The following is a 17,419-nucleotide window of genomic DNA, read 5'->3' as shown; positions in this document are numbered from 1 at the left end:
CCGGCGCACGGGCAGTGCATGGTTCTGCGCCCAAAAACCGGGCGCCGGCCCTTTCATCTTTCTCCAAATACTCGAAAAATCCCGGCCTCAGCCAAGCGCGTGCCGCCAGGAGGCCGAGTAGGCCCCGGTCACATGATGTTCGAGCTGCCGCTCGATGTCGCCGAGCAGACTGGAGGCGCCGAAGCGGAAGAGGTCGGGGCGCAGCCAGCGGTCGCCCAGCTCTTCCTTGACCAGCGCGAGATAGGTCAGCGCGTCCTTGGCCTTCGAGATGCCGCCCGCCGGCTTGTAGCCGACGCGGTATCCCGTCGCCTCGAAATAATCCCGGATTGCCCGCATCATCACCAGCGACACCGGCAGCGTGGCGTTGACGCTTTCCTTGCCGGTCGAGGTCTTGATGAAATCGGCGCCCGCCATCATGCAGACCAGCGAGGCGCGGGCGACGTTCTGAAGCGTGCCGAGCTCGCCGGTGGCCAGGATCGCCTTCACATGGGCCTCGCCGCAGGCAGCGCGAAACTGGCGCATCTCGTCGTAAAGCCCCTGCCAGTCGCCGGTCAGCACCCGCCGCCGCGAGATCACGATGTCGATCTCGCCCGCGCCCGCCGCCACGCTTTCGCCGATCTCGGCCACGCGCAGGGCAAAGGGCGACAGCCCGGCCGGAAAGCCGGTCGAGACGGCGGCCACCGGAATCCCCGAACCGTGCAGGGCGGCGACGGCGGGCGCGATCATGTCGTGATAGACGCAGACGGCGCCCACCGTCAGCCCTTGCAGCCCCAGCGCGTCCAGAAGATCGGCGCGCACCGGCTGTTTTGCCTTGGCGCAAAGCCGCGCCACGCGGCCGGCGGTGTCGTCGCCCGAGAGCGTCGTCAGGTCGATGCAGGAGATCGCGCGCGCCAGCCAGGCAGCCTGGAAATCCTTCTTCACGCTGCGCCGTCCCGGCAGCGTCGCGGCGCGGCGCTCGATCGCCGAGCGGTTGGCACGGGCGCGCAGCACCCAATCCATGTCGAGCGCCATGCCGGGATTGCGCGGCTCCAGCGCCTGCGGCAGATGCGTCACGGCGGTGTGCGCCTGGGATGTCTCGGCCATGTCAGATCCTCCGGGGCAGACGGTGGCACGGCGCCCGCCCGCAGGCAAGAGAGGCCGTGGCGGCATCAGCGGATGCGGTTCGAGATCCAGCGCAGGATCGGGTTCTTCTGCGGGCGCAGCAGTTCCAGATGCAGGATGCGGGCGCGCGGCGCGTCCGACCAGATCAGCTCGGAGGCCTCGAAGACGCGCTTGTTGAACTGCGGCGGCAGCACGTAGAATTTTACATCCGACTGCCACAGCGTCTCGCGAAAGGCGGGCTGGTCGATCTTCATGCCCGAGGCCAGATAGCTGCGCACCCATTCGTCGAAGAAGGTCAGCACCGCCGGGGTCTTGCGATAGAGCAGCACGCCGCAGTTGATCTCGGGAAAGCTCTCGGGCAGGTCGAGCGCGATGGGTTTCTGATGGCGCTTGCGATGCCAGAGAATGACCTGCGCACCGCAGAGCTCGTATTTCCGCAGCAGATCGAACATCGGCCTGAGATCGGCGCGGATCATCGTGTCATTGTCGAGATAGAGCGTCTCGTCAAAGGGGCTGGCGCCCAGCAGCTCGATCTTGGGGCGTTTGATACCCTCCGGGATATGGAAGGCCTGATCGAAGCCCGAGGTGTCGTCGCCGGCCTTGCACCAGATCGCGGTCCCCATCTCGGGGTTCCATTTCTTGACGCTCGCCGCGGAGCGCCGCGCCACCTCCACGTGGTCGCGTCCCCAGGCCGTGTAGATCACGCCGCGCGATGTCTCCGCCATCTCGTCACCCTCCGTTGCGGCCCCCGGCATACGCGCGGCCCCACCGCCTGTAAATCGCTACAGGGCTTCTTCTCTTCGCAAATACGCAGATTCCGCCCCGGGTGCCGGGCCGGACCTCTGTCGGCTTGGAATGCCGCCTGCCACGGGGCAACATCGCCCCGCAAGGAAAGAGTCTCGCCCATGATCGCCATCATCTTCGAAGTCATCCCCGCCGAGGGACGCCGCGAGGCTTATCTCGACATCGCCGCCGCGATGCGTCCGATGGTCGAGGAGGTCGAGGGGTTTCTCTCGGTCGAACGGTTCGAAAGCCTGACCACGCCGGGCAAGCTACTCTCGATCAGTTTCTTCGAGGACGAAGCGGCGGTGGCGCGCTGGCGCCGGCTTGCCGCCCATCGCGGGGCGCAAAAGGCCGGGCGGGAGGGGATCTTTGCCGATTACCGGCTCAAGGTCTGCCACGTGCTGCGCGATTACGGCATGTCCGATCGCGACGAGGTGCCGGGGGATAGCCTTGCGGAACATGGCTGAGGCCGGGCCGTCGCTGCGCGACGGGAAGAGCGTATTTGGAAAGAGAAGAAGACAGGGGCGCATCGCCGGTATCCGCGCGTTGGGATACCGGCGACGGGGATCAGATCCCCGATTTCACGATCGCGTCGGCGAGGATCGGGACAGAGGTCTTGTTGAGCCCGGCGATGTTGAGCCGCGAATCGCCGACCATGTAGATGCCGAAATCGCGGCGCAGCGTCTCGACCTGCTCGGGCGAGGCGCCCAGCCGCGAGAACATGCCGCGGTGCTGCGCGATGAAGCCGAAGCGGTCCGAGCCCGAGAGCCGTTGCAGCTCGGAGGCGAGCTGTTCGCGCAGGCCCAGCATCGAGTTGCGCACCTCTTCCAGCTCCGCCGCCCAGTCGGCGCGCAGCGCCGGGTCGGTCAGCACCATGGTCACCAGCCGCGCGCCGTGATCGGGCGGGAAGGAATAGTTCTGCCGGTTGAGATAGTTCAGCGTGCCCTGGTTGAGCTTTTGCGCGCCCGCGTCGTTGCTGACCGCCATCAAGAGGCCGGTGCGTTCGCGGTAGATGCCGAAATTCTTCGAGCAACTGGCCGCGATCAGGCATTCCGGCACCGAAGCGGCCACGAGACGGACGCCGGCGGCATCCTCTTCCAGCCCGTCGCCAAAGCCCTGATAGGCGATGTCGATCATCGGCGTGGCGCCGGTTTTCAGCAGCAGATCGACCACCGCCTGCCATTGCGTCAAATTCAGGTTGGCGCCTGTCGGGTTGTGGCAGCAGCCATGCAGCAGCACCACGTCGCCTTTGCCGACCTGCGCCAGATCGGCCATCATCCCGTCGAAATCCACCGCCCGCGTCTCGCTGTCGAAATAGCGGTAGGGAACGGTCTGCATCTCCATATGCTTGAGGATCGACAGGTGGTTGGGCCAGGTCGGATCCGAGACATAGACCTTGCCCGAGGGGCTTGCCATGCGGATCAGGTCGAAGGCCTGGCGCACCGCGCCGGTGCCGCCCGGGGTTGCGGCGGCGGCCACGTTGCCGCGCGGCACGGCCGTGCCCAGCACCAGCGCGACCATCGCGTCGGCAAAGCCGGGATCGCCCGCCAGCCCGGTATAGGATTTGGTGGTCTCGGCCTCCCAGAGCTGCTTTTCCGCAGCCTTCACCGCGCGCATGATCGGGGTGTTGCCGCTGGCGTCCTTGTAGACGCCGACGCCCAGGTCGATCTTCTGCGCGCGGGGATCCTCGCGGTAAAGCTGCATCAGGGCCAGGATCTTGTCGGCGGGTTGCTCTTTGAGATTCTCGAACATCAGTCCTCTCCGGTGGCGACGGGCAGGGTGGGGAACTGACCCCACTCGCTCCACGACCCGTCATACAGGGAATGGTCATGCTTGCCCATGCGGGTCAGCGCCAGATTCAGCACGGCCGCCGTGACCCCCGACCCGCAGGAGGTGATCGCGGGCTTCTTCAGATCCACGCCTGCCGCCTCGAAGACGGCGCGCAGCGCGTCGGGCGCCTTCATGGTGCCGTCGGCGTTCAGCAGGGTGGTGAAGGGCACGTTTTTCGCGCCGGGAATATGGCCCGACCGCAACCCGGGGCGCGGCTCGGCCACCTCGCCGCGAAAGCGCTGGGCGGCGCGGGCGTCGATGATCACGGTGTCGCGCAGCTTGGCGGCGGCGGAGACCTGGGTCACGTCCTTCACCATCTGGTTCTGGCGGCGCACGGTCATGTGGCGGTCGCGGATCAGCGGCGGCAGGTCCTCGGTCTCGCGGCCCTCGGCCTGCCATTTCGGGAAGCCGCCATCGAGCACGGCGATGTCGCTTTGCCCCATCAGGTTGAACAGCCACCAGACGCGCGCGGCGGAATAGATGCCCTGGCTGTCATAGACCACGACCTGATGGCCGTCGCCGACGCCAAGCGCCCGCATCCGCGACATGAACTTTTCCACCGGCGGCACCATATGCGGCAGATCGGAGCGGTGGTCGCTGACATCGTCGATGTCGAAGAACCGCGCGCCGGGAATATGTGCCGCCTCGTATTCCGCCTTTGCGTTGCGGTCGGAGCCGGGCAGGAACAGGCTGGCGTCGAGAATCCGCAGATCGGGATCCTTGAGATGCTTTGCCAGCCATTCGGTCGAGACCAGCGTCTTGGGATCGTCGTGGGACATGAGGCATTTCCCGGGCAGTCAGTGTCCGCCCGTCTCTAGTCGTCATGGCCTTGCGTGACAAGGGCGTGTGGCGCCGCGCCGCGCGTCAGCTGCGTTCCTTCAGAAGCCGCTGCTTCTGGCGGTTCCAGTCGCGCTTCGCCTCGGTTTCGCGCTTGTCGACGGTCTTCTTGCCCTTGGCGATGCCGACCTTGAGCTTCGCGACGCCCTTGTGATTGAAGTAGAGCACCAGCGGCACGATGGTCATGCCCTTGCGCTGGGTGTCGTTCCAGAGCCGGGCCAGCTCCTTGCGCGAGACCAGCAGCTTGCGGCGGCGGCGCTCCTCATGGCCGAACATGGCGCGCTCGTAGGGGGCGATATAGCTGTTGACCAGCCAGAGCTCGCCGTTCTCCACCGTCGCATAACATTCGGCGATATTGGCGGAGGTCTCGCGCAGCGATTTCACCTCGGACCCGGTCAGCACGATTCCGCATTCGAGATCGTCCTCGATCGCGTAATCGAAGCGCGCGCGCCGGTTCTCGGCGATCACCTTGTAATTCGGATCTGTCTTCGGTTTGGCCATTGCGTGCATGTAGTGGCTGTGGCGCCGCCTGTCCATATGGCGCATGGGGGGCGCTGCCCCCTCGCGCGCCGGGGCGCGCTTTCCCCCGGAGTATTTCGCGGAAAGATGAAAGACAGCCCCCGCCCTTTCATCTTTCCGGACAATACTCCCGCCGGAGGCATCCTGCCTTTGCCACAAATCCGGCGCCGGGCTGGCGCGGATCAGCTACCGCGATAGGTGGCGTAGCTGTAGGGCGAGAGCAGCAGCGGCACGTGGTAATGCGCATCCGGGTCGGACATGCCGAAGCGCAGCGGGATCTGGTCGAGAAACAGCGGCTCCGCGCCGCTTTGGCCGGTGGCGCGCAGGTAATCGCCGGCGAAGAACACCAGCTCGTAGGTGCCGGGTTCGAATTTGTCGGCGGGCAGGATCGGGTTGTCGGTGCGGCCGTCGTCGTTGGTCACCGTCTCGGCGATCTTGCGGTGCGAATTGCCCGACACCTTGTAGAGCGCGATTTTCACGCCCTCGGCGGGCAGGCCCCGCGCGGTGTCGAGCACATGGGTGGTCAGATACCCGTCGGCCATTTCCCTTGCTCCTTTTTTCGGCAATGCTCATACAAGAGGCATATCCGCGCCCCGGACAGGCCCCTTTGCGGTTCCGTCCCGACTAGAGCGCGATTATCCGAAGATGACAACGACCCAAGGCAGGAGCGGCCCCATGCAGCGTTATCCCCGCAACATGATCGGATACGGGGCGGACCGCCCGGATGCGCAATGGCCCGGCGGCGCCAGGATCGCGGTGCAGTTCGTGCTGAACTACGAAGAGGGCGGCGAGAACAACATTCTGCATGGCGATGCCGCCTCCGAGGCGTTCCTGTCGGATATTCCCGGCGCCGCGCAATGGCCCGGCCAGCGGCACTGGAACATGGAATCGATTTATGAATACGGCGCCCGCGCCGGGTTCTGGCGGCTGCACCGGCTCTTCACCGGGCGCGATGTGCCGCTGACGATCTACGGCGTCGCCACCGCGCTCGCGCGCAATCCCGAGCAGGTCGAGGCGATGAAGGACGCGGGCTGGGAGATCGCCAGCCACGGGCTCAAATGGGTCGAGCACAAGGACATGCCCGAGGCGGAGGAGCGCGCCGCCATCGCCGAGGCGATCCGCCTGCACACGGAAGTGGTGGGCGAGACGCCGCGTGGCTGGTACACCGGGCGCTGCTCGGACAACACCGTGCGGCTGGCCGCCGAGACCGGGCAATTCGCCTATGTCTCCGACACCTATGACGACGATCTGCCCTATTGGCTGGAGCTGGACGGGCACCAGCAGCTCATCATCCCCTATACGCTGGAGGCCAACGACATGCGCTTCTCGGTCAGCCCCGGCTGGATCGAGGGCGAGCAGTTCTTCACCTATCTGAAGGACAGTTTCGATACGCTCTATGCCGAAGGGGCAGAGGGCAAGGCGGCGATGATGTCCGTGGGGCTGCACAACCGGCTGATCGGGCGGCCCGGCAAGATCGCCGGGCTGAAGCGCTTTCTCGACTATATCGCCGGGTTCGAGGGGGTCTGGACGCCGCGCCGGATCGAGATCGCAGACCATTGGGCGGCCGTGCATCCCGCCCCGGCCGCCGCGCCGGGGCCTCGCCCCTCGCAGATGGACCGGGAAAGCTTTGTCGCGGCCTTCGGCGAGATCGTCGAGCATTCGCCCTGGGTGGCCGACCGGGCCTGGGGTCTGGAACTCGGTCCCGCGCATGACCGCCCGGCGGGGCTTGCCAATGCGCTGGCGCGGGTGCTGCGCAGCGCCTCGCATGACGAACGCATGGGCGTGCTCAAAGCCCACCCGGATCTCGCGGGCAAGCTCGCGGCGGCGAAGCAGCTGACCGAGGACAGCACGTCTGAACAGGCCAGCGCCGGGCTCGACGCGCTGACCGATGCCGAACGCAGCCGCTTTACGGAGCTCAACAACGCGTATATGGACAAGCACGGATTTCCCTTCATCATTGCCGTGCGCGATCACGACAAGCCTGGCATCCTCGCGGCCTTCGAACGCCGCCTCGGGAACGATTCCGAAACCGAGTTCAGAGAAGCCTGCCGGCAGGTCGAACGGATCGCGCGATTGCGGCTGGAGAGCTTGCTTTGAAACACGATCCCATCGCGACCTATGCCTTTCCGCCCGGCGGGCTGCCGGGGCAGGAGTGCGACCCGGAAGGCACCGCGATCTTCACCGAGGCCTATGCCGTCATTCCGGCGAATGTCATGCGCGACATCGTCACCAGCTTCCTGCCCGGCTGGACCGGGCACCGGGTCTGGATTCTCGCCCGCCCGATGACCGGCTTCGCCGAGACGTTCGCGCAATATGCCGTCGAGCTTTCGTCCGGCGGCGGCACCAATGAGCCCGAGCCCGATCACGACGCGCAAGGCGTAATCTTTGTCACCCACGGCGAGATGCGCCTGACGCTCGGGCGCGACTGGTACGATCTGCGGGCGGGCAGCTACGCCTATATCCCGCCCTCGGCGGTCTGGTCGATCTGGAACACCGGCGACGTGCCCTCGGGGTTCCACTGGATCCGCAAGCGCTGGACGCCGGTACCGGGCATGCTGCCGCCCGAGGCATTCGTGAAACACGAATCCGAGGTGAACCGCACCCCGATGCCCGATTGCGACGGCGTCTGGTCGACGCAGCGCTTCACCGATCCGTTCGACCTGCGCCACGACATGCATGTGAACATCGTCAGCATCGAAAGCGCGGGCCGCATTCCCTTTGCGGAAACCCATGTGATGGAACACGGGCTTTACGTGCTGTCGGGCACCGCACGCTACCTGCTGAACAAGGACTGGGTCGAGGTCGGCCCCGGCGATTTCATGTGGCTGCGCGCCTTCTGCCCGCAGGCCTGCGTCGCGACCGGCGACGAGACGTTCCGCTATCTGCTCTATAAGGATGTGAACCGGCATCCGAAGCTGGCGCTGTGATGAGGCAAATCGCGGCGGTCCCGCTGACAGCGGAGCGTTTTGCCCCCTTCGGCGAGGTGCTGGAGATCGCAGGCAGCCCGGACAAGATCATCAATCAGGGGCTTTGCGGCCGGTATCACGACCGCGCCCGGCTCGATTTCGGGCCGGGCGGGCGCGCCGGGATCAGCCTCTTCAATGCCGAGCCCCGGACGCTGCCTTATCGGCTCGAGATGGTCGAACGGCACCCCGAAGGCAGCCAGGCCTTCGTTCCCATGCATCAAAATGCATGGTTGGTAATCACTGCCGAACCCGGAGAGGCCCTTGATGCCCCTCCCGGAGCGCTTCACGCTTTCGTGGCAGCACCGGGGCAGGCTATCAATTTCCACAGGGGAACGTGGCACGGGGTTCTGACGCCGCTTCATGCTCCCGGACTTTTCGCCGTGGTCGACCGGATCGGCGGCACGGCGAATCTCGAAGAGCACTGGCTGGAGGAGCCCTTGCTCATAACCGGCCCGGAATAGGGTCACCCCCTCCCGCAAAGGCCCGGCAAGAGGCGGCGGAACACTCCATGGACAGGGAGACACAACCATGACCGACAAAGCCGCGCTTGGCACGCCCGAGCAACTGGCCGACCCCAATTACACGCCGCCCATCGCCAAGGCGATTCCGCTGGGCATCCAGCACGTTCTGGCGATGTTCGTCTCGAACGTGACGCCCGCGATCATCGTGGCGGGCGCGGCGGGTTTCGGCTTTGGCTCGAACAGCCCGGATTTCCCCGAGCTGCTCTATCTCATTCAGATGTCGATGCTGTTCGCGGGCCTTGCCACGCTGATCCAGACCATCGGCTTGGGTCCGGTGGGCGCGCGGCTGCCCATCGTGCAGGGCACCTCCTTTGCCTTCCTGCCGATCATGATCCCGCTGGTGGCGGGCAAGGGTGTCGATGCGCTGGCGGCGCTCTTCACCGGCGTGCTGATCGGCGGCATCTTCCACGCCTCGCTGGGCACCATCATCGGCAAGATCCGCTTTGCGCTGCCGCCGCTGGTGACCGGCCTCGTGGTGACGATGATCGGTCTGGCGCTGGTCAAGGTGGGCATCGAATACGCCGCCGGCGGCGTGCCCGCCAAGGCAAGCGGCAACCCGTCCTACGGCGGCTGGGCGAGCTGGTCGACCGCGCTGGTGGTGGTCTTCGTCACGCTGGGCATCAAGTTCTTCACCCGCGGGCTGCTGTCGATCTCGGCGGTGCTGGTGGGCATCATAGTGGGCTATATCTATTCGCTGGCCATCGGCCTGCTGTCGGTCGATGCCATCGTGGGGAGCTGGCAGCGCTCTGCCGCCTTCGCCCTGCCGGTGCCTTTCAAATACGGGTTCGAGGTGTCCATCGCGGCGGTCGTCGGCTTCTGCCTGATGGCCTTCGTCTCGGCGGTGGAAACCGTGGGCGACGTGTCGGGCATCACCAAGGGCGGCGCGGGTCGCGAGGCGACCGACAAGGAAATCGCCGGCGCGACCTATGCGGACGGGATCGGCTCTGCCGTGGCGGGCCTTTTCGGCGCCTTCCCCAACACCTCGTTCAGCCAGAATGTCGGCCTCATTGCCATGACCGGCGTCATGAGCCGCCATGTGGTGACCATCGGCGCGATCTTCCTGATCGTCTGCGGGCTGGTGCCCAAGGTCGGCGGCGTGATCCGCACCGTGCCCATCGAGGTGCTGGGCGGTGGCGTGATCGTGATGTTCGGCATGGTCGTGGCCTCGGGCATGTCGATGCTGTCGGACGTGAAATGGGACAAGCGCAACATGGTGATCTTTGCCGTGGCTCTGTCGGTGGGCCTTGGCCTCCAGCTCGAGGTGCTGAACGTGGCGCCGGGTGCGCCCAACGCGCTCCAGCATCTGCCGGACACGCTGCGTATCCTCGGCGCCTCGGGCATCCTGCCCGCCGCGCTGATCGCCATCATCCTGAACCTGGTGCTGCCGGTGCCGCTGTCGGACGATTCGACCGAGGAAATCTCGGGCGGGCTCTCGGGGCAGGGCACACCGGGCGAATAAGCCAGACCCAGACAGAAATGCGAAAGAGCGGGCCCTTGGGCCCGCTCTTTCCTGTTTCGGGGAGAGCGCGGCGCTGGCTGCCGCTCGGGGGGGCGGGGAAAACTGGCGCGCACGGGGTCTGCCTCGGGGTCCCGCGCGCGCCGCGAAAGGGGGCGGACGGGACAGACCGCCACCCTTTCGGCCTGTGGAGTGTCAGTAGCGGGGCGTGCGGCTGCTCCAGCCGCCACGGTCGTCGCGCTGCTGAAAGCGGCTGCCGGTGCCATCGAGCCGGAACCCCGACTCGCGCAGGCAGCCTGCGGTATAGGCGGTCTGGGTCTTGCCGTGGTTGCGGACTTCGATCCGGCAGCGGCGCGGAAGCGAATCGGTTCCCCAGCCGTTCTGTTTCAGACAGCTCTTGCCCATGACATAGCGCGCCCCGCCGCCCTTCACTTCGAGCAGGCAGCTTCGCGGCAGGACCGGCTGATGCCGGACCCGGGCCTTGGGCGGCTGGTGGACGCGCCCGATGACCCGCGGCAGATCCTGGCGCTGATCGTAGCGCTTGTTGTTGCGCGGGTCGTGCACCTGCACGCGCAGGCGGTTGTCGTCGGTCTGCGCGTTGGCGATGGCGCTGCCGATGATGAACAGCGTGGCGGCGGTGCCGATCACCCGCGCGACATCCTGATTGTCGGCGCGCGCCGGAGCGGCGGCAAAGGTCGTGACGGTGAACGAGGCGGCCAGAACGGCGGCGATGAACTTGCGTGACATGAGCGGTCCTTTCTTGTCTCTGTCTGGAGTGCCGGCGCCGCCGTTCTGGCCGGCGCCCTGATCCGACCCTCGCCCCGGCCCCTGAAATCGGGCAATATCGCCCGCCTGTTATCGGATAACCGCCCGGCTTTCGGGGCTCTGCTATTGAATTGCCGCCCCGCACCGCGCAGGTTTGCGGCCATGAAACGCATCCTCGCCCCGCTCTTGATCGCCCTCGCCCTGCCCGCCGCGGCGCAGGCCGAATGCTATGTGGAATACAAGGCCAAGCAGGACAGTCCGCTGCGCCTTCACTACGGCATCGCCCTGCTGTCGGCGGGGGGCTGCCCGTCGAAGGGGGACGCCGCCGATGCGCTGCGCGGACGGCTTGCCAGCGGTGGCTGGACCCTGCTCAATGTGGTGGGGCTGTCCGAGAAAGCGCCCGGAGACAAGAAGAAGGCGAATGCAGGTGAGTATTACCTCCGCTACTGACGCCCGTCGCGCCGGCACACGGCTGGTGGCGGTCGGCATCGGTGCCATCGTTGCGCTGCTGGTGGCGGCGGGCGCCGTGCTCATGCTGGCGCTGCCCGACGGAAACGCCTTCAACGCGCGGGTGGAGCGGCTGTTCATCGAGAACGACGACCTGACCGGTCAGGCCGAGGTCAAGCTGCTGGAGATCCTCGCGCAGTCGGGCACCGCCTTTTCCGACACGCTGGCGAGCTATCGGATGGTGATCTTCGTGCTGCTGGTCTTTGCCACGGCGCTGCTGGTTGCGGCGCTGGTGTTTCTGGTGATGCTGGTGGTGATGAACCGCCGCATGGCGCAGATCGAGCGGTCGGGCATTCAGGTGAGTTCGCTGATCATCTCGCGCGAGGAGAACACGGTTTACCTCAATACCATGGGGTTCAAGCTCACCGAGGCGATGATCGAGACGCTGGCGGTGCTGGCCGAGGCGCGCATGGACGACGAGATGCTTTCGGGCGCCGAGATCGAGGCGGTGATCTCGGGGCGCGACGCCTCGGATTGCGAGGAGGCGGCGGGCGCCACCCGGATCAAGCGGCTGCGCGACGGGCTCGGCAACCAGATGGTGAGCGAGCTTCTGGTCAAGAATATCGCCCGGCGCGGCTATATGCTGGCCATCGACAAGGATGTGATCGAGGTGCTTTAGACGCCCCGCATATCGGCGATGTGCTGCGCGCCGGGCCAAGCGCAGTTGAATCCGGTACCGATTGGATGCAAAGAGTCTCTCGGATTTCTCTCTGTTTCCGGATAGCATTACCGTCATGGCCAAGCTCTATCACGTGCCGCTCTCGCCCTTTTGCCGCAAGGTGCGGCTCAGCCTCGCCGAGAAGAAGATCGAGTGCGAGCTGGCCGAGGAGCGCTACTGGGAGAAGGATGCAGATTTCCTGCGCCGCAACCCGGCGGCCAAGGTGCCGGTGCTGAAGATCGACGGCAAGACCATGGCCGAAAGCAGCGCGATCTGTGAATGGATCGAGGAGAAATACCCCGAGCCGCCGCTGATGCCGCGCTCGGCCGATGCGCGCTATGAGGTGCGGCGGCTGGTGAGCTGGTTCGACGACAAGTTCCACCACGAGGTCACTTCGAAGCTGCTTTACGAGCGGGTGAACAAGAAGATCATGAAGATGGGCTTTCCGGACAGCGGCAATGTGAAGGCCGGGGCCAAGGCGATCAAATATCACCTCGATTACATGGCCTGGCTGCTGGACCACCGCCGCTGGCTCGCGGGCGACGTGATGACGCTGGCGGATTTCGCCGCCGCGGCGCATCTCTCGGCGCTCGATTATATCTCGGATGTGGACTGGAACCGTTCGGATGTGGTCAAGGACTGGTATGCGAAGATCAAGTCGCGTCCGGCCTTCCGCAGCATCCTGGCCGATCAGGTGCCGGGCTTTCCGCCGCCGCCGCATTATGCCGATCTGGATTTCTGAAGCGGCGGACCGAGGCGCGGGCCCCGAGGGCGGGATTTTGCGTATTTTGCAAAGAGAAGAAGGGGCAGGGGCGTGTCCTTGAAGACCCGGCTGGCGGCACAGGCGGCGGAGGTCGGGTTTGCGGCCTGCCGGGTCTGCCGTCCGGGCGACGTGCCGCATGCGGCAGAACGGCTCGCGGCGTTCCTGGAGGCGGGCCATCACGGGCAGATGAGCTGGATGGCCGAGCGGACCGGCTGGCGCGGCGATCCGGCGGCGCTCTGGCCCGAAGCGCGGTCGGTGATCATGCTGGCGGAAAATTACGGGCCGGCGCATGATCCGATGGCGGTGCTCGAGCAGCGCGACCGGGCGGCGATTTCGGTCTATGCGCAGAACCGCGACTACCACGATGTGGTGAAGAAAAAGCTCAAGCGGCTGGGGCGCTGGCTGCTGGCGGAGGCGGAGCGGGGTGCGGGGAAGGGCCTCGACCGGGGGCCGCTCTCGATGGCGGAGCCGCCGGAAATCAAGGTTTTCGTCGACACGGGCCCGGTGATGGAAAAACCGTTGGGGCAGGCGGCGGGGCTGGGCTGGCAGGGCAAGCATACCAATCTGGTGAGCCGCGAACTGGGCTCGTGGTTCTTTCTGGGGGCGATCTTTACCACGCTGGAGCTGGCGCCCGACGGGGCGGAGCGGGACCATTGCGGTTCGTGCCGGGCCTGTCTCGACGCCTGTCCGACCGATGCCTTTCCCGCGCCTTACCGGCTCGATGCGCGGCGCTGCATTTCCTATCTGACCATCGAGCATAAGGGGCCGGTGGACGAGGCCTTGCGGCCGCTGCTGGGCAACCGGATCTACGGGTGCGACGATTGTCTGGCGGCCTGTCCGTGGAACAAGTTCGCGCAGGCGGCGCGGGAGGTGAAGTACCATGCCCGCCCCGAGCTTCTGGCGCCGTCTCTGGCGTCGCTTGCTGCGCTCGACGATGCGGCGTTCCGGGCGCTGTTCTCGGGCTCGCCCATCAAGCGGATCGGTCGCGACCGGTTTGTCCGGAACGTTTGTTATGCGATCGGCAATTCCGGGGATCCGGCGCTGCGGCCGGCGGTGCAGGCGCTTTGCGACGATCCCGACAGCGCGGTGCGCGATGCGGCGCGCTGGGCGGTCGCGCGGCTGCCCTGAGGGTGCGGAGGATTTGCGCCTGGGAGGAACGGGGCGCCCGCCGGAGGTGGCGGAGCGCCCCACGAGGGTCTTGGTCGTGCCATCGAAGAGGGACCTCTTCTGCCCAAGAGGTGGGGGTGGACCAAGAGCGCCGCAAGAGCGCACAAGCGCTTGTGAGGCGCATGTCAGAGGGCTTTGCTTTTTTGCGCCGGGCCCCATCTAATGAGCAGGACGCGACAGGAGAGAGACATGGCGAGATATGAACGCAACCCGGACGTGATCGCGGCGCTCGATCCCGAGCAGTATCGTGTCACGCAGGAAAACGGCACCGAGCGCCCCGGCTCGGGCGCCTATCTGGGCAACAAGGAGCCGGGGATCTATGTGGATGTGGTCTCGGGCGAGCCGCTTTTCGCCTCTTCGGACAAATACGAGAGCGGCTGCGGCTGGCCGAGCTTTGTGAAGCCGCTGGAGCCCGCCCATATCCAGGAGCTGCGCGACACCACCTATGGCATGGTCCGCACCGAGGTGCGCTCGACCCATGGCGATTCGCATCTGGGGCATGTGTTCCCGGACGGGCCGATGGACCGGGGCGGTCTGCGTTATTGCATCAACTCGGCGTCGCTGCGTTTCGTCCATCGCGACGATATGGAGGCGGAGGGCTACGGCGCCTATCTGGATCAAGTGGAGGATGTGGCATGAGCGAACGCGCTGTCCTGGCCGGAGGCTGTTTCTGGGGCATGCAGGATCTGATCCGCAAGCTGCCGGGGGTGGAGGCGACGCGGGTGGGGTACACCGGTGGCGATGTGGCGCATGCGACCTATCGCAATCACGGCACCCACGCGGAGGGGATCGAGATCGTCTTCGATCCCGCAAAGATCAGCTACCGGCAACTGCTGGAGTTCTTCTTCCAGATCCACGACCCGACCACGCCCAACCGGCAGGGCAACGATCTGGGGATGAGCTATCGCTCGGCTATCTACTATGTGGGCGAGGCGCAGAAACAGGTCGCGCTGGACACCATTGCCGATGTGGATGCCAGCGGGCTCTGGCCCGGCAAGGTGGTGACCGAGGTCGACCCGGTGGGCGATTTCTGGGAGGCCGAACCCGAACATCAGGATTACCTCGAGCGGCATCCCAACGGCTATACCTGCCATTTCCCGCGCCCGGGCTGGGTGCTGCCGCGGCGCGACGCCGCGGAATAGCGGCTCAGTCGCGCAGCGCGGCTTTGCCTTCCACCTTGGCGCGGTCGAGGATCACGATCCGGCCGCGCCTGAGGTCGATCATCCCGTCGTCTCGCAGCACCTTGAGCATGCGGTTCACCTTCTGCCGCGAGCAGCCCATGAGCGTGGCGAGATGGGCCTGGCTGAACCGGATCTCGGGATCGTCCGGTGTGCTGAACTGGCACAGATAGGAGAACAGCCGCTTGTCCACGGTGTGGAACTGCTCGACCGCGCGCCGGTGATTGTCGCGCATCAGCCGGTCGTGCAGGATGGCCGCGAAATTGCGGATGACCGCCGGGTTCTTGGCGTAATCGAGCAGCACGGCGGCAGGGCAGTAGAGCACGGTCGTGTCGGGGAGAGAGAAGCAGCTCGCGGCGCAGGGCGTTTCCGAGATCGCCTCCACCTCGCCGATGACTTCGCCGGTGCCGGCCACATGCAGGATGCTGACATTGCCGTCTTCATCGAGATAGCTGATTTCAACCCGGCCGCGGGCGATCAGGTAGCAGCCTTGGGTCGGTTCGCTTTGCGTTAGAAGCGTGATGCGCTCGTTGCAGTATTTTTGGATGCAGGAATCCAGAAACGCCCTCTTCTGCTCGTCCGGCAGGCCGTGCAGCAAGCCGGCCTGCATCAGATGCGGATAGGCGGCGCTGTTTTTCATGCCGGGCCTCGCGGGACCGGCACGGGACGGAAGGGAAGGGGATAGCTGGCGCAGATCGTCTGTCGGCTGGTCACGCGCTGGGGCGCAGCCTCAAGGATAAATAATCCTGACATTTCACCATCCTCACGGGCTCGGGCGCTCCCGACGGGCAGCGAAAACCGCTGCCCGTCGTGCGCACCATACTACCCATACAGAAGGGGTGAAATGCCCCGAACACAACAAAAACCCGCGCACGCGCATACGCACACGAGTGCCCGTTGACCAAGACATGGTCAAAGCCCCGGGCAATCCACCAGATAAACAACTACGCGTTGCGCAAGTCCCGTTCCGGAAAGCGAGTACGTGCCCTTGGGAGGCAGCCCCGGTTCGGTGACCTGAAGGCAACCTACCGACCCGGCCTGTAAAAAGTGTCACCTTGGCGACTCTTCTAGCGGAAAGTTGCCGATCGAAGGACGGCTCTCGGATGGGTTGTGTCGAGCGGGTCACAGTTTTTGCGCGCTGACTGCGGCGGTCTGACGCAGCGTTGCGGATGACAGCGGGCCGGGCGGATGAAACGGTGCCGATTCAGGGGGACCCTCATGTCACATTATCCGAATCTTCTGCGCCCGCTCGATCTGGGATTCGTCACGCTGCGGAACCGTGTCCTGATGGGCTCGATGCACACCAATCTGGAAGAGCGTGGCGATTGGAACCGGGTGGCAGCCTTTTACGAGGCGCGTGCACGGGGCGGCGCGGGGCTGATCGTCACGGGCGGGATGGCGCCCAACCCCGAAGGCGGAGTGTTTCCCGAGGCGTCGGGGCTCTTCACCCCCGAAGACATCGTGCATCATCGGATCGTCACCGACCGGGTTCACGACGCGGGCGGCAGGATCGCGATGCAGATCCTGCATGCCGGGCGCTATGCCTATGGGGCCGATTGCGTCGCGCCCTCGGCGATCAAATCGCCGATTTCGCCGTTCCGCCCCATCGCGCTCGATGAGACGGGGATCGAGAAACAGATCTCCGACATCGCGACGGCGGCGGCCCGCGCCCGCGAGGCGGGCTATGACGGGGTCGAGGTGATGGGCTCCGAGGGGTATTTCCTGAACCAGTTCCTCGTCACCCACACCAACCGGCGCGAGGATCGCTGGGGCGGCAGTTATGAGAACCGGATGCGCCTGCCTGTCGAGGTGATGAAGCGCGTGCGCGCCGCGGTCGGTGACGATTTTATCGTGATTTTCCGCCTGTCGCTGATCGACCTCGTGCCAGACGGTTCCAGCTTCGACGAGGTGTTGCAGCTGGCGCGGGCAATCGAGGCGGCGGGGGCCACGCTGTTCAACACCGGCATCGGCTGGCACGAGGCCCGGGTGCCGACCATCGCCACCTCGGTGCCGCGCGCGGCCTTTGCCTGGGTGACGCGCAAACTGATGGGCAAGGTGGGCATCCCGCTGATCACCTCGAACCGGATCAACACGCCCGCGCTGGCCGAACAGGTGCTGGCCGACGGCTGCGCCGATATGGTGAGCCTCGCGCGGCCCTTCCTGGCGGATCCGGAATTCGTGGCCAAGGCCGCGCGCGGCCGGCCCGATCTGATCGCGCCCTGCATCGCCTGCAACCAGGCCTGCCTCGACCACACGTTCAGCGGCCGGATCTCGAGCTGTTCTCTGATTGCGGCCTCGTCAAGCGTGGGGTTGTGTCCGTCCGGGGGCATGGTTCTCTCCGAGGTCGCATTGAGCGCCTCATGATGGT

General features: G+C 65.9%; 19 protein-coding genes and 1 pseudogene. 12 read left to right on the top strand and 8 right to left on the bottom strand.

Going from position 1 to position 17,419, the window contains the following annotated elements; genetic code table 11:
• Positions 1-87 precede the first annotated feature (87 nt).
• Together deoC and M4578_RS23575 are read right to left on the bottom strand one after the other, a co-directional pair.
• Complete coding sequence (deoC, locus tag M4578_RS23580) at positions 88-1,083, bottom strand: deoxyribose-phosphate aldolase (protein ID WP_258095596.1); 996 nt, start codon at positions 1,081-1,083, stop codon at positions 88-90.
• Between the two features lie 65 nt (positions 1,084-1,148).
• Positions 1,149-1,826, bottom strand: coding sequence for a glycosyltransferase family protein (locus M4578_RS23575; protein ID WP_258095595.1), 678 nt, complete (start codon positions 1,824-1,826; stop codon positions 1,149-1,151).
• A gap of 180 nt (positions 1,827-2,006) precedes the next feature.
• Here M4578_RS23575 and M4578_RS23570 point away from each other — a divergent pair, with 180 nt between their 5' ends.
• Positions 2,007-2,351, top strand: coding sequence for an antibiotic biosynthesis monooxygenase family protein (locus M4578_RS23570; protein ID WP_258095594.1), 345 nt, complete (start codon positions 2,007-2,009; stop codon positions 2,349-2,351).
• 100 nt (positions 2,352-2,451) lie between these two features.
• Here the strand turns inward: M4578_RS23570 and M4578_RS23565 are convergent, their stop codons facing one another.
• The 4 genes from M4578_RS23565 to uraH all read right to left on the bottom strand — a co-directional run bounded on the left by M4578_RS23565 (position 2,452) and on the right by uraH (position 5,612).
• Entirely contained in the window at positions 2,452-3,636 is a 1,185-nt protein-coding gene (locus tag M4578_RS23565; protein ID WP_258095593.1) for an amino acid aminotransferase, read from the bottom strand.
• Positions 3,636-4,493: a 3-mercaptopyruvate sulfurtransferase gene (gene sseA, locus M4578_RS23560; RefSeq protein ID WP_258095592.1), complete on the bottom strand. Its 858-nt coding sequence runs from the start codon at positions 4,491-4,493 to the stop codon at positions 3,636-3,638. The genes M4578_RS23565 and sseA overlap by 1 nt, the downstream gene beginning before the upstream one ends.
• Before the next feature lie 85 nt (positions 4,494-4,578).
• On the bottom strand, positions 4,579-5,052 hold the full coding sequence (gene smpB, locus M4578_RS23555; protein WP_258095648.1) for an SsrA-binding protein SmpB: 474 nt from the start codon (positions 5,050-5,052) through the stop codon (positions 4,579-4,581).
• Positions 5,053-5,252: 200 nt separating this feature from the next.
• Complete coding sequence (gene uraH, locus M4578_RS23550; RefSeq protein WP_258095591.1) at positions 5,253-5,612, bottom strand: hydroxyisourate hydrolase; 360 nt, start codon at positions 5,610-5,612, stop codon at positions 5,253-5,255.
• Between the two features lie 133 nt (positions 5,613-5,745).
• Between uraH and puuE the strand changes: the two genes are divergently transcribed.
• From puuE to M4578_RS23530, 4 genes are all read left to right on the top strand, one after another.
• Positions 5,746-7,167, top strand: a complete 1,422-nt coding sequence (gene puuE, locus M4578_RS23545) for an allantoinase PuuE (RefSeq protein WP_258095590.1) — start codon at positions 5,746-5,748, stop codon at positions 7,165-7,167.
• On the top strand, positions 7,164-7,997 hold the full coding sequence (locus tag M4578_RS23540) for a bifunctional allantoicase/(S)-ureidoglycine aminohydrolase (protein ID WP_258095589.1): 834 nt from the start codon (positions 7,164-7,166) through the stop codon (positions 7,995-7,997). The genes puuE and M4578_RS23540 overlap by 4 nt, the downstream gene beginning before the upstream one ends.
• Positions 7,997-8,497 carry an ureidoglycolate lyase gene (locus M4578_RS23535; protein WP_258095588.1) on the top strand — a complete coding sequence of 167 codons (501 nt, stop codon included), beginning with the start codon at positions 7,997-7,999 and terminating at the stop codon, positions 8,495-8,497. Before M4578_RS23540 ends, M4578_RS23535 begins: the two co-directional genes overlap by 1 nt.
• Positions 8,498-8,564: 67 nt before the next feature.
• Entirely contained in the window at positions 8,565-10,016 is a 1,452-nt protein-coding gene (locus M4578_RS23530; protein ID WP_258095587.1) for a uracil-xanthine permease family protein, read from the top strand.
• A gap of 192 nt (positions 10,017-10,208) precedes the next feature.
• Here M4578_RS23530 and M4578_RS23525 read toward each other — a convergent pair whose 3' ends face one another.
• Complete coding sequence (locus tag M4578_RS23525; protein WP_258095586.1) at positions 10,209-10,760, bottom strand: hypothetical protein; 552 nt, start codon at positions 10,758-10,760, stop codon at positions 10,209-10,211.
• A 180-nt stretch (positions 10,761-10,940) separates the two neighbouring features.
• Here M4578_RS23525 and M4578_RS23520 point away from each other — a divergent pair, with 180 nt between their 5' ends.
• The 6 genes from M4578_RS23520 to msrA all read left to right on the top strand — a co-directional run bounded on the left by M4578_RS23520 (position 10,941) and on the right by msrA (position 15,015).
• Positions 10,941-11,228, top strand: coding sequence for a hypothetical protein (locus M4578_RS23520; protein WP_258095585.1), 288 nt, complete (start codon positions 10,941-10,943; stop codon positions 11,226-11,228).
• A complete protein-coding gene (locus tag M4578_RS23515; protein WP_258095584.1) occupies positions 11,200-11,904 on the top strand; it encodes a winged helix-turn-helix domain-containing protein in 705 nt (234 codons plus the stop codon). The genes M4578_RS23520 and M4578_RS23515 overlap by 29 nt, the downstream gene beginning before the upstream one ends.
• Positions 11,905-12,019: 115 nt before the next feature.
• Positions 12,020-12,685, top strand: coding sequence for an FtsZ-binding protein FzlA (gene fzlA / locus M4578_RS23510; RefSeq protein ID WP_258095583.1), 666 nt, complete (start codon positions 12,020-12,022; stop codon positions 12,683-12,685).
• Between the two features lie 72 nt (positions 12,686-12,757).
• Positions 12,758-13,834, top strand: a complete 1,077-nt coding sequence (queG, locus tag M4578_RS23505) for a tRNA epoxyqueuosine(34) reductase QueG (RefSeq protein ID WP_258095582.1) — start codon at positions 12,758-12,760, stop codon at positions 13,832-13,834.
• 228 nt (positions 13,835-14,062) lie between these two features.
• Positions 14,063-14,512: a peptide-methionine (R)-S-oxide reductase MsrB gene (msrB, locus tag M4578_RS23500; RefSeq protein ID WP_258095581.1), complete on the top strand. Its 450-nt coding sequence runs from the start codon at positions 14,063-14,065 to the stop codon at positions 14,510-14,512.
• Positions 14,509-15,015 (top strand): peptide-methionine (S)-S-oxide reductase MsrA, encoded by a 507-nt coding sequence (msrA, locus tag M4578_RS23495; protein ID WP_258095580.1) that lies wholly within the window; start codon positions 14,509-14,511, stop codon positions 15,013-15,015. Before msrB ends, msrA begins: the two co-directional genes overlap by 4 nt.
• Before the next feature lie 4 nt (positions 15,016-15,019).
• Here msrA and M4578_RS23490 read toward each other — a convergent pair whose 3' ends face one another.
• Complete coding sequence (locus M4578_RS23490; RefSeq protein ID WP_258095579.1) at positions 15,020-15,691, bottom strand: Crp/Fnr family transcriptional regulator; 672 nt, start codon at positions 15,689-15,691, stop codon at positions 15,020-15,022.
• A 578-nt stretch (positions 15,692-16,269) separates the two neighbouring features.
• On the opposite strand from M4578_RS23490, the pseudogene M4578_RS23485 reads away from it, so the two are divergent.
• Positions 16,270-17,331 (top strand): annotated as a pseudogene (locus M4578_RS23485) (2,4-dienoyl-CoA reductase FMN-binding domain-containing protein); the annotation flags it as partial.
• Positions 17,332-17,419: the final 88 nt, after the last annotated feature.

The sequence above is a fragment of the Salipiger pentaromativorans genome, assembly GCF_024721115.1.
Lineage (GTDB): Bacteria > Pseudomonadota > Alphaproteobacteria > Rhodobacterales > Rhodobacteraceae > Salipiger > Salipiger pentaromativorans.
The sequence above is the reverse complement of the archived record's forward strand: the minus strand, read 5'-3'. Positions and strand labels throughout refer to the sequence as shown.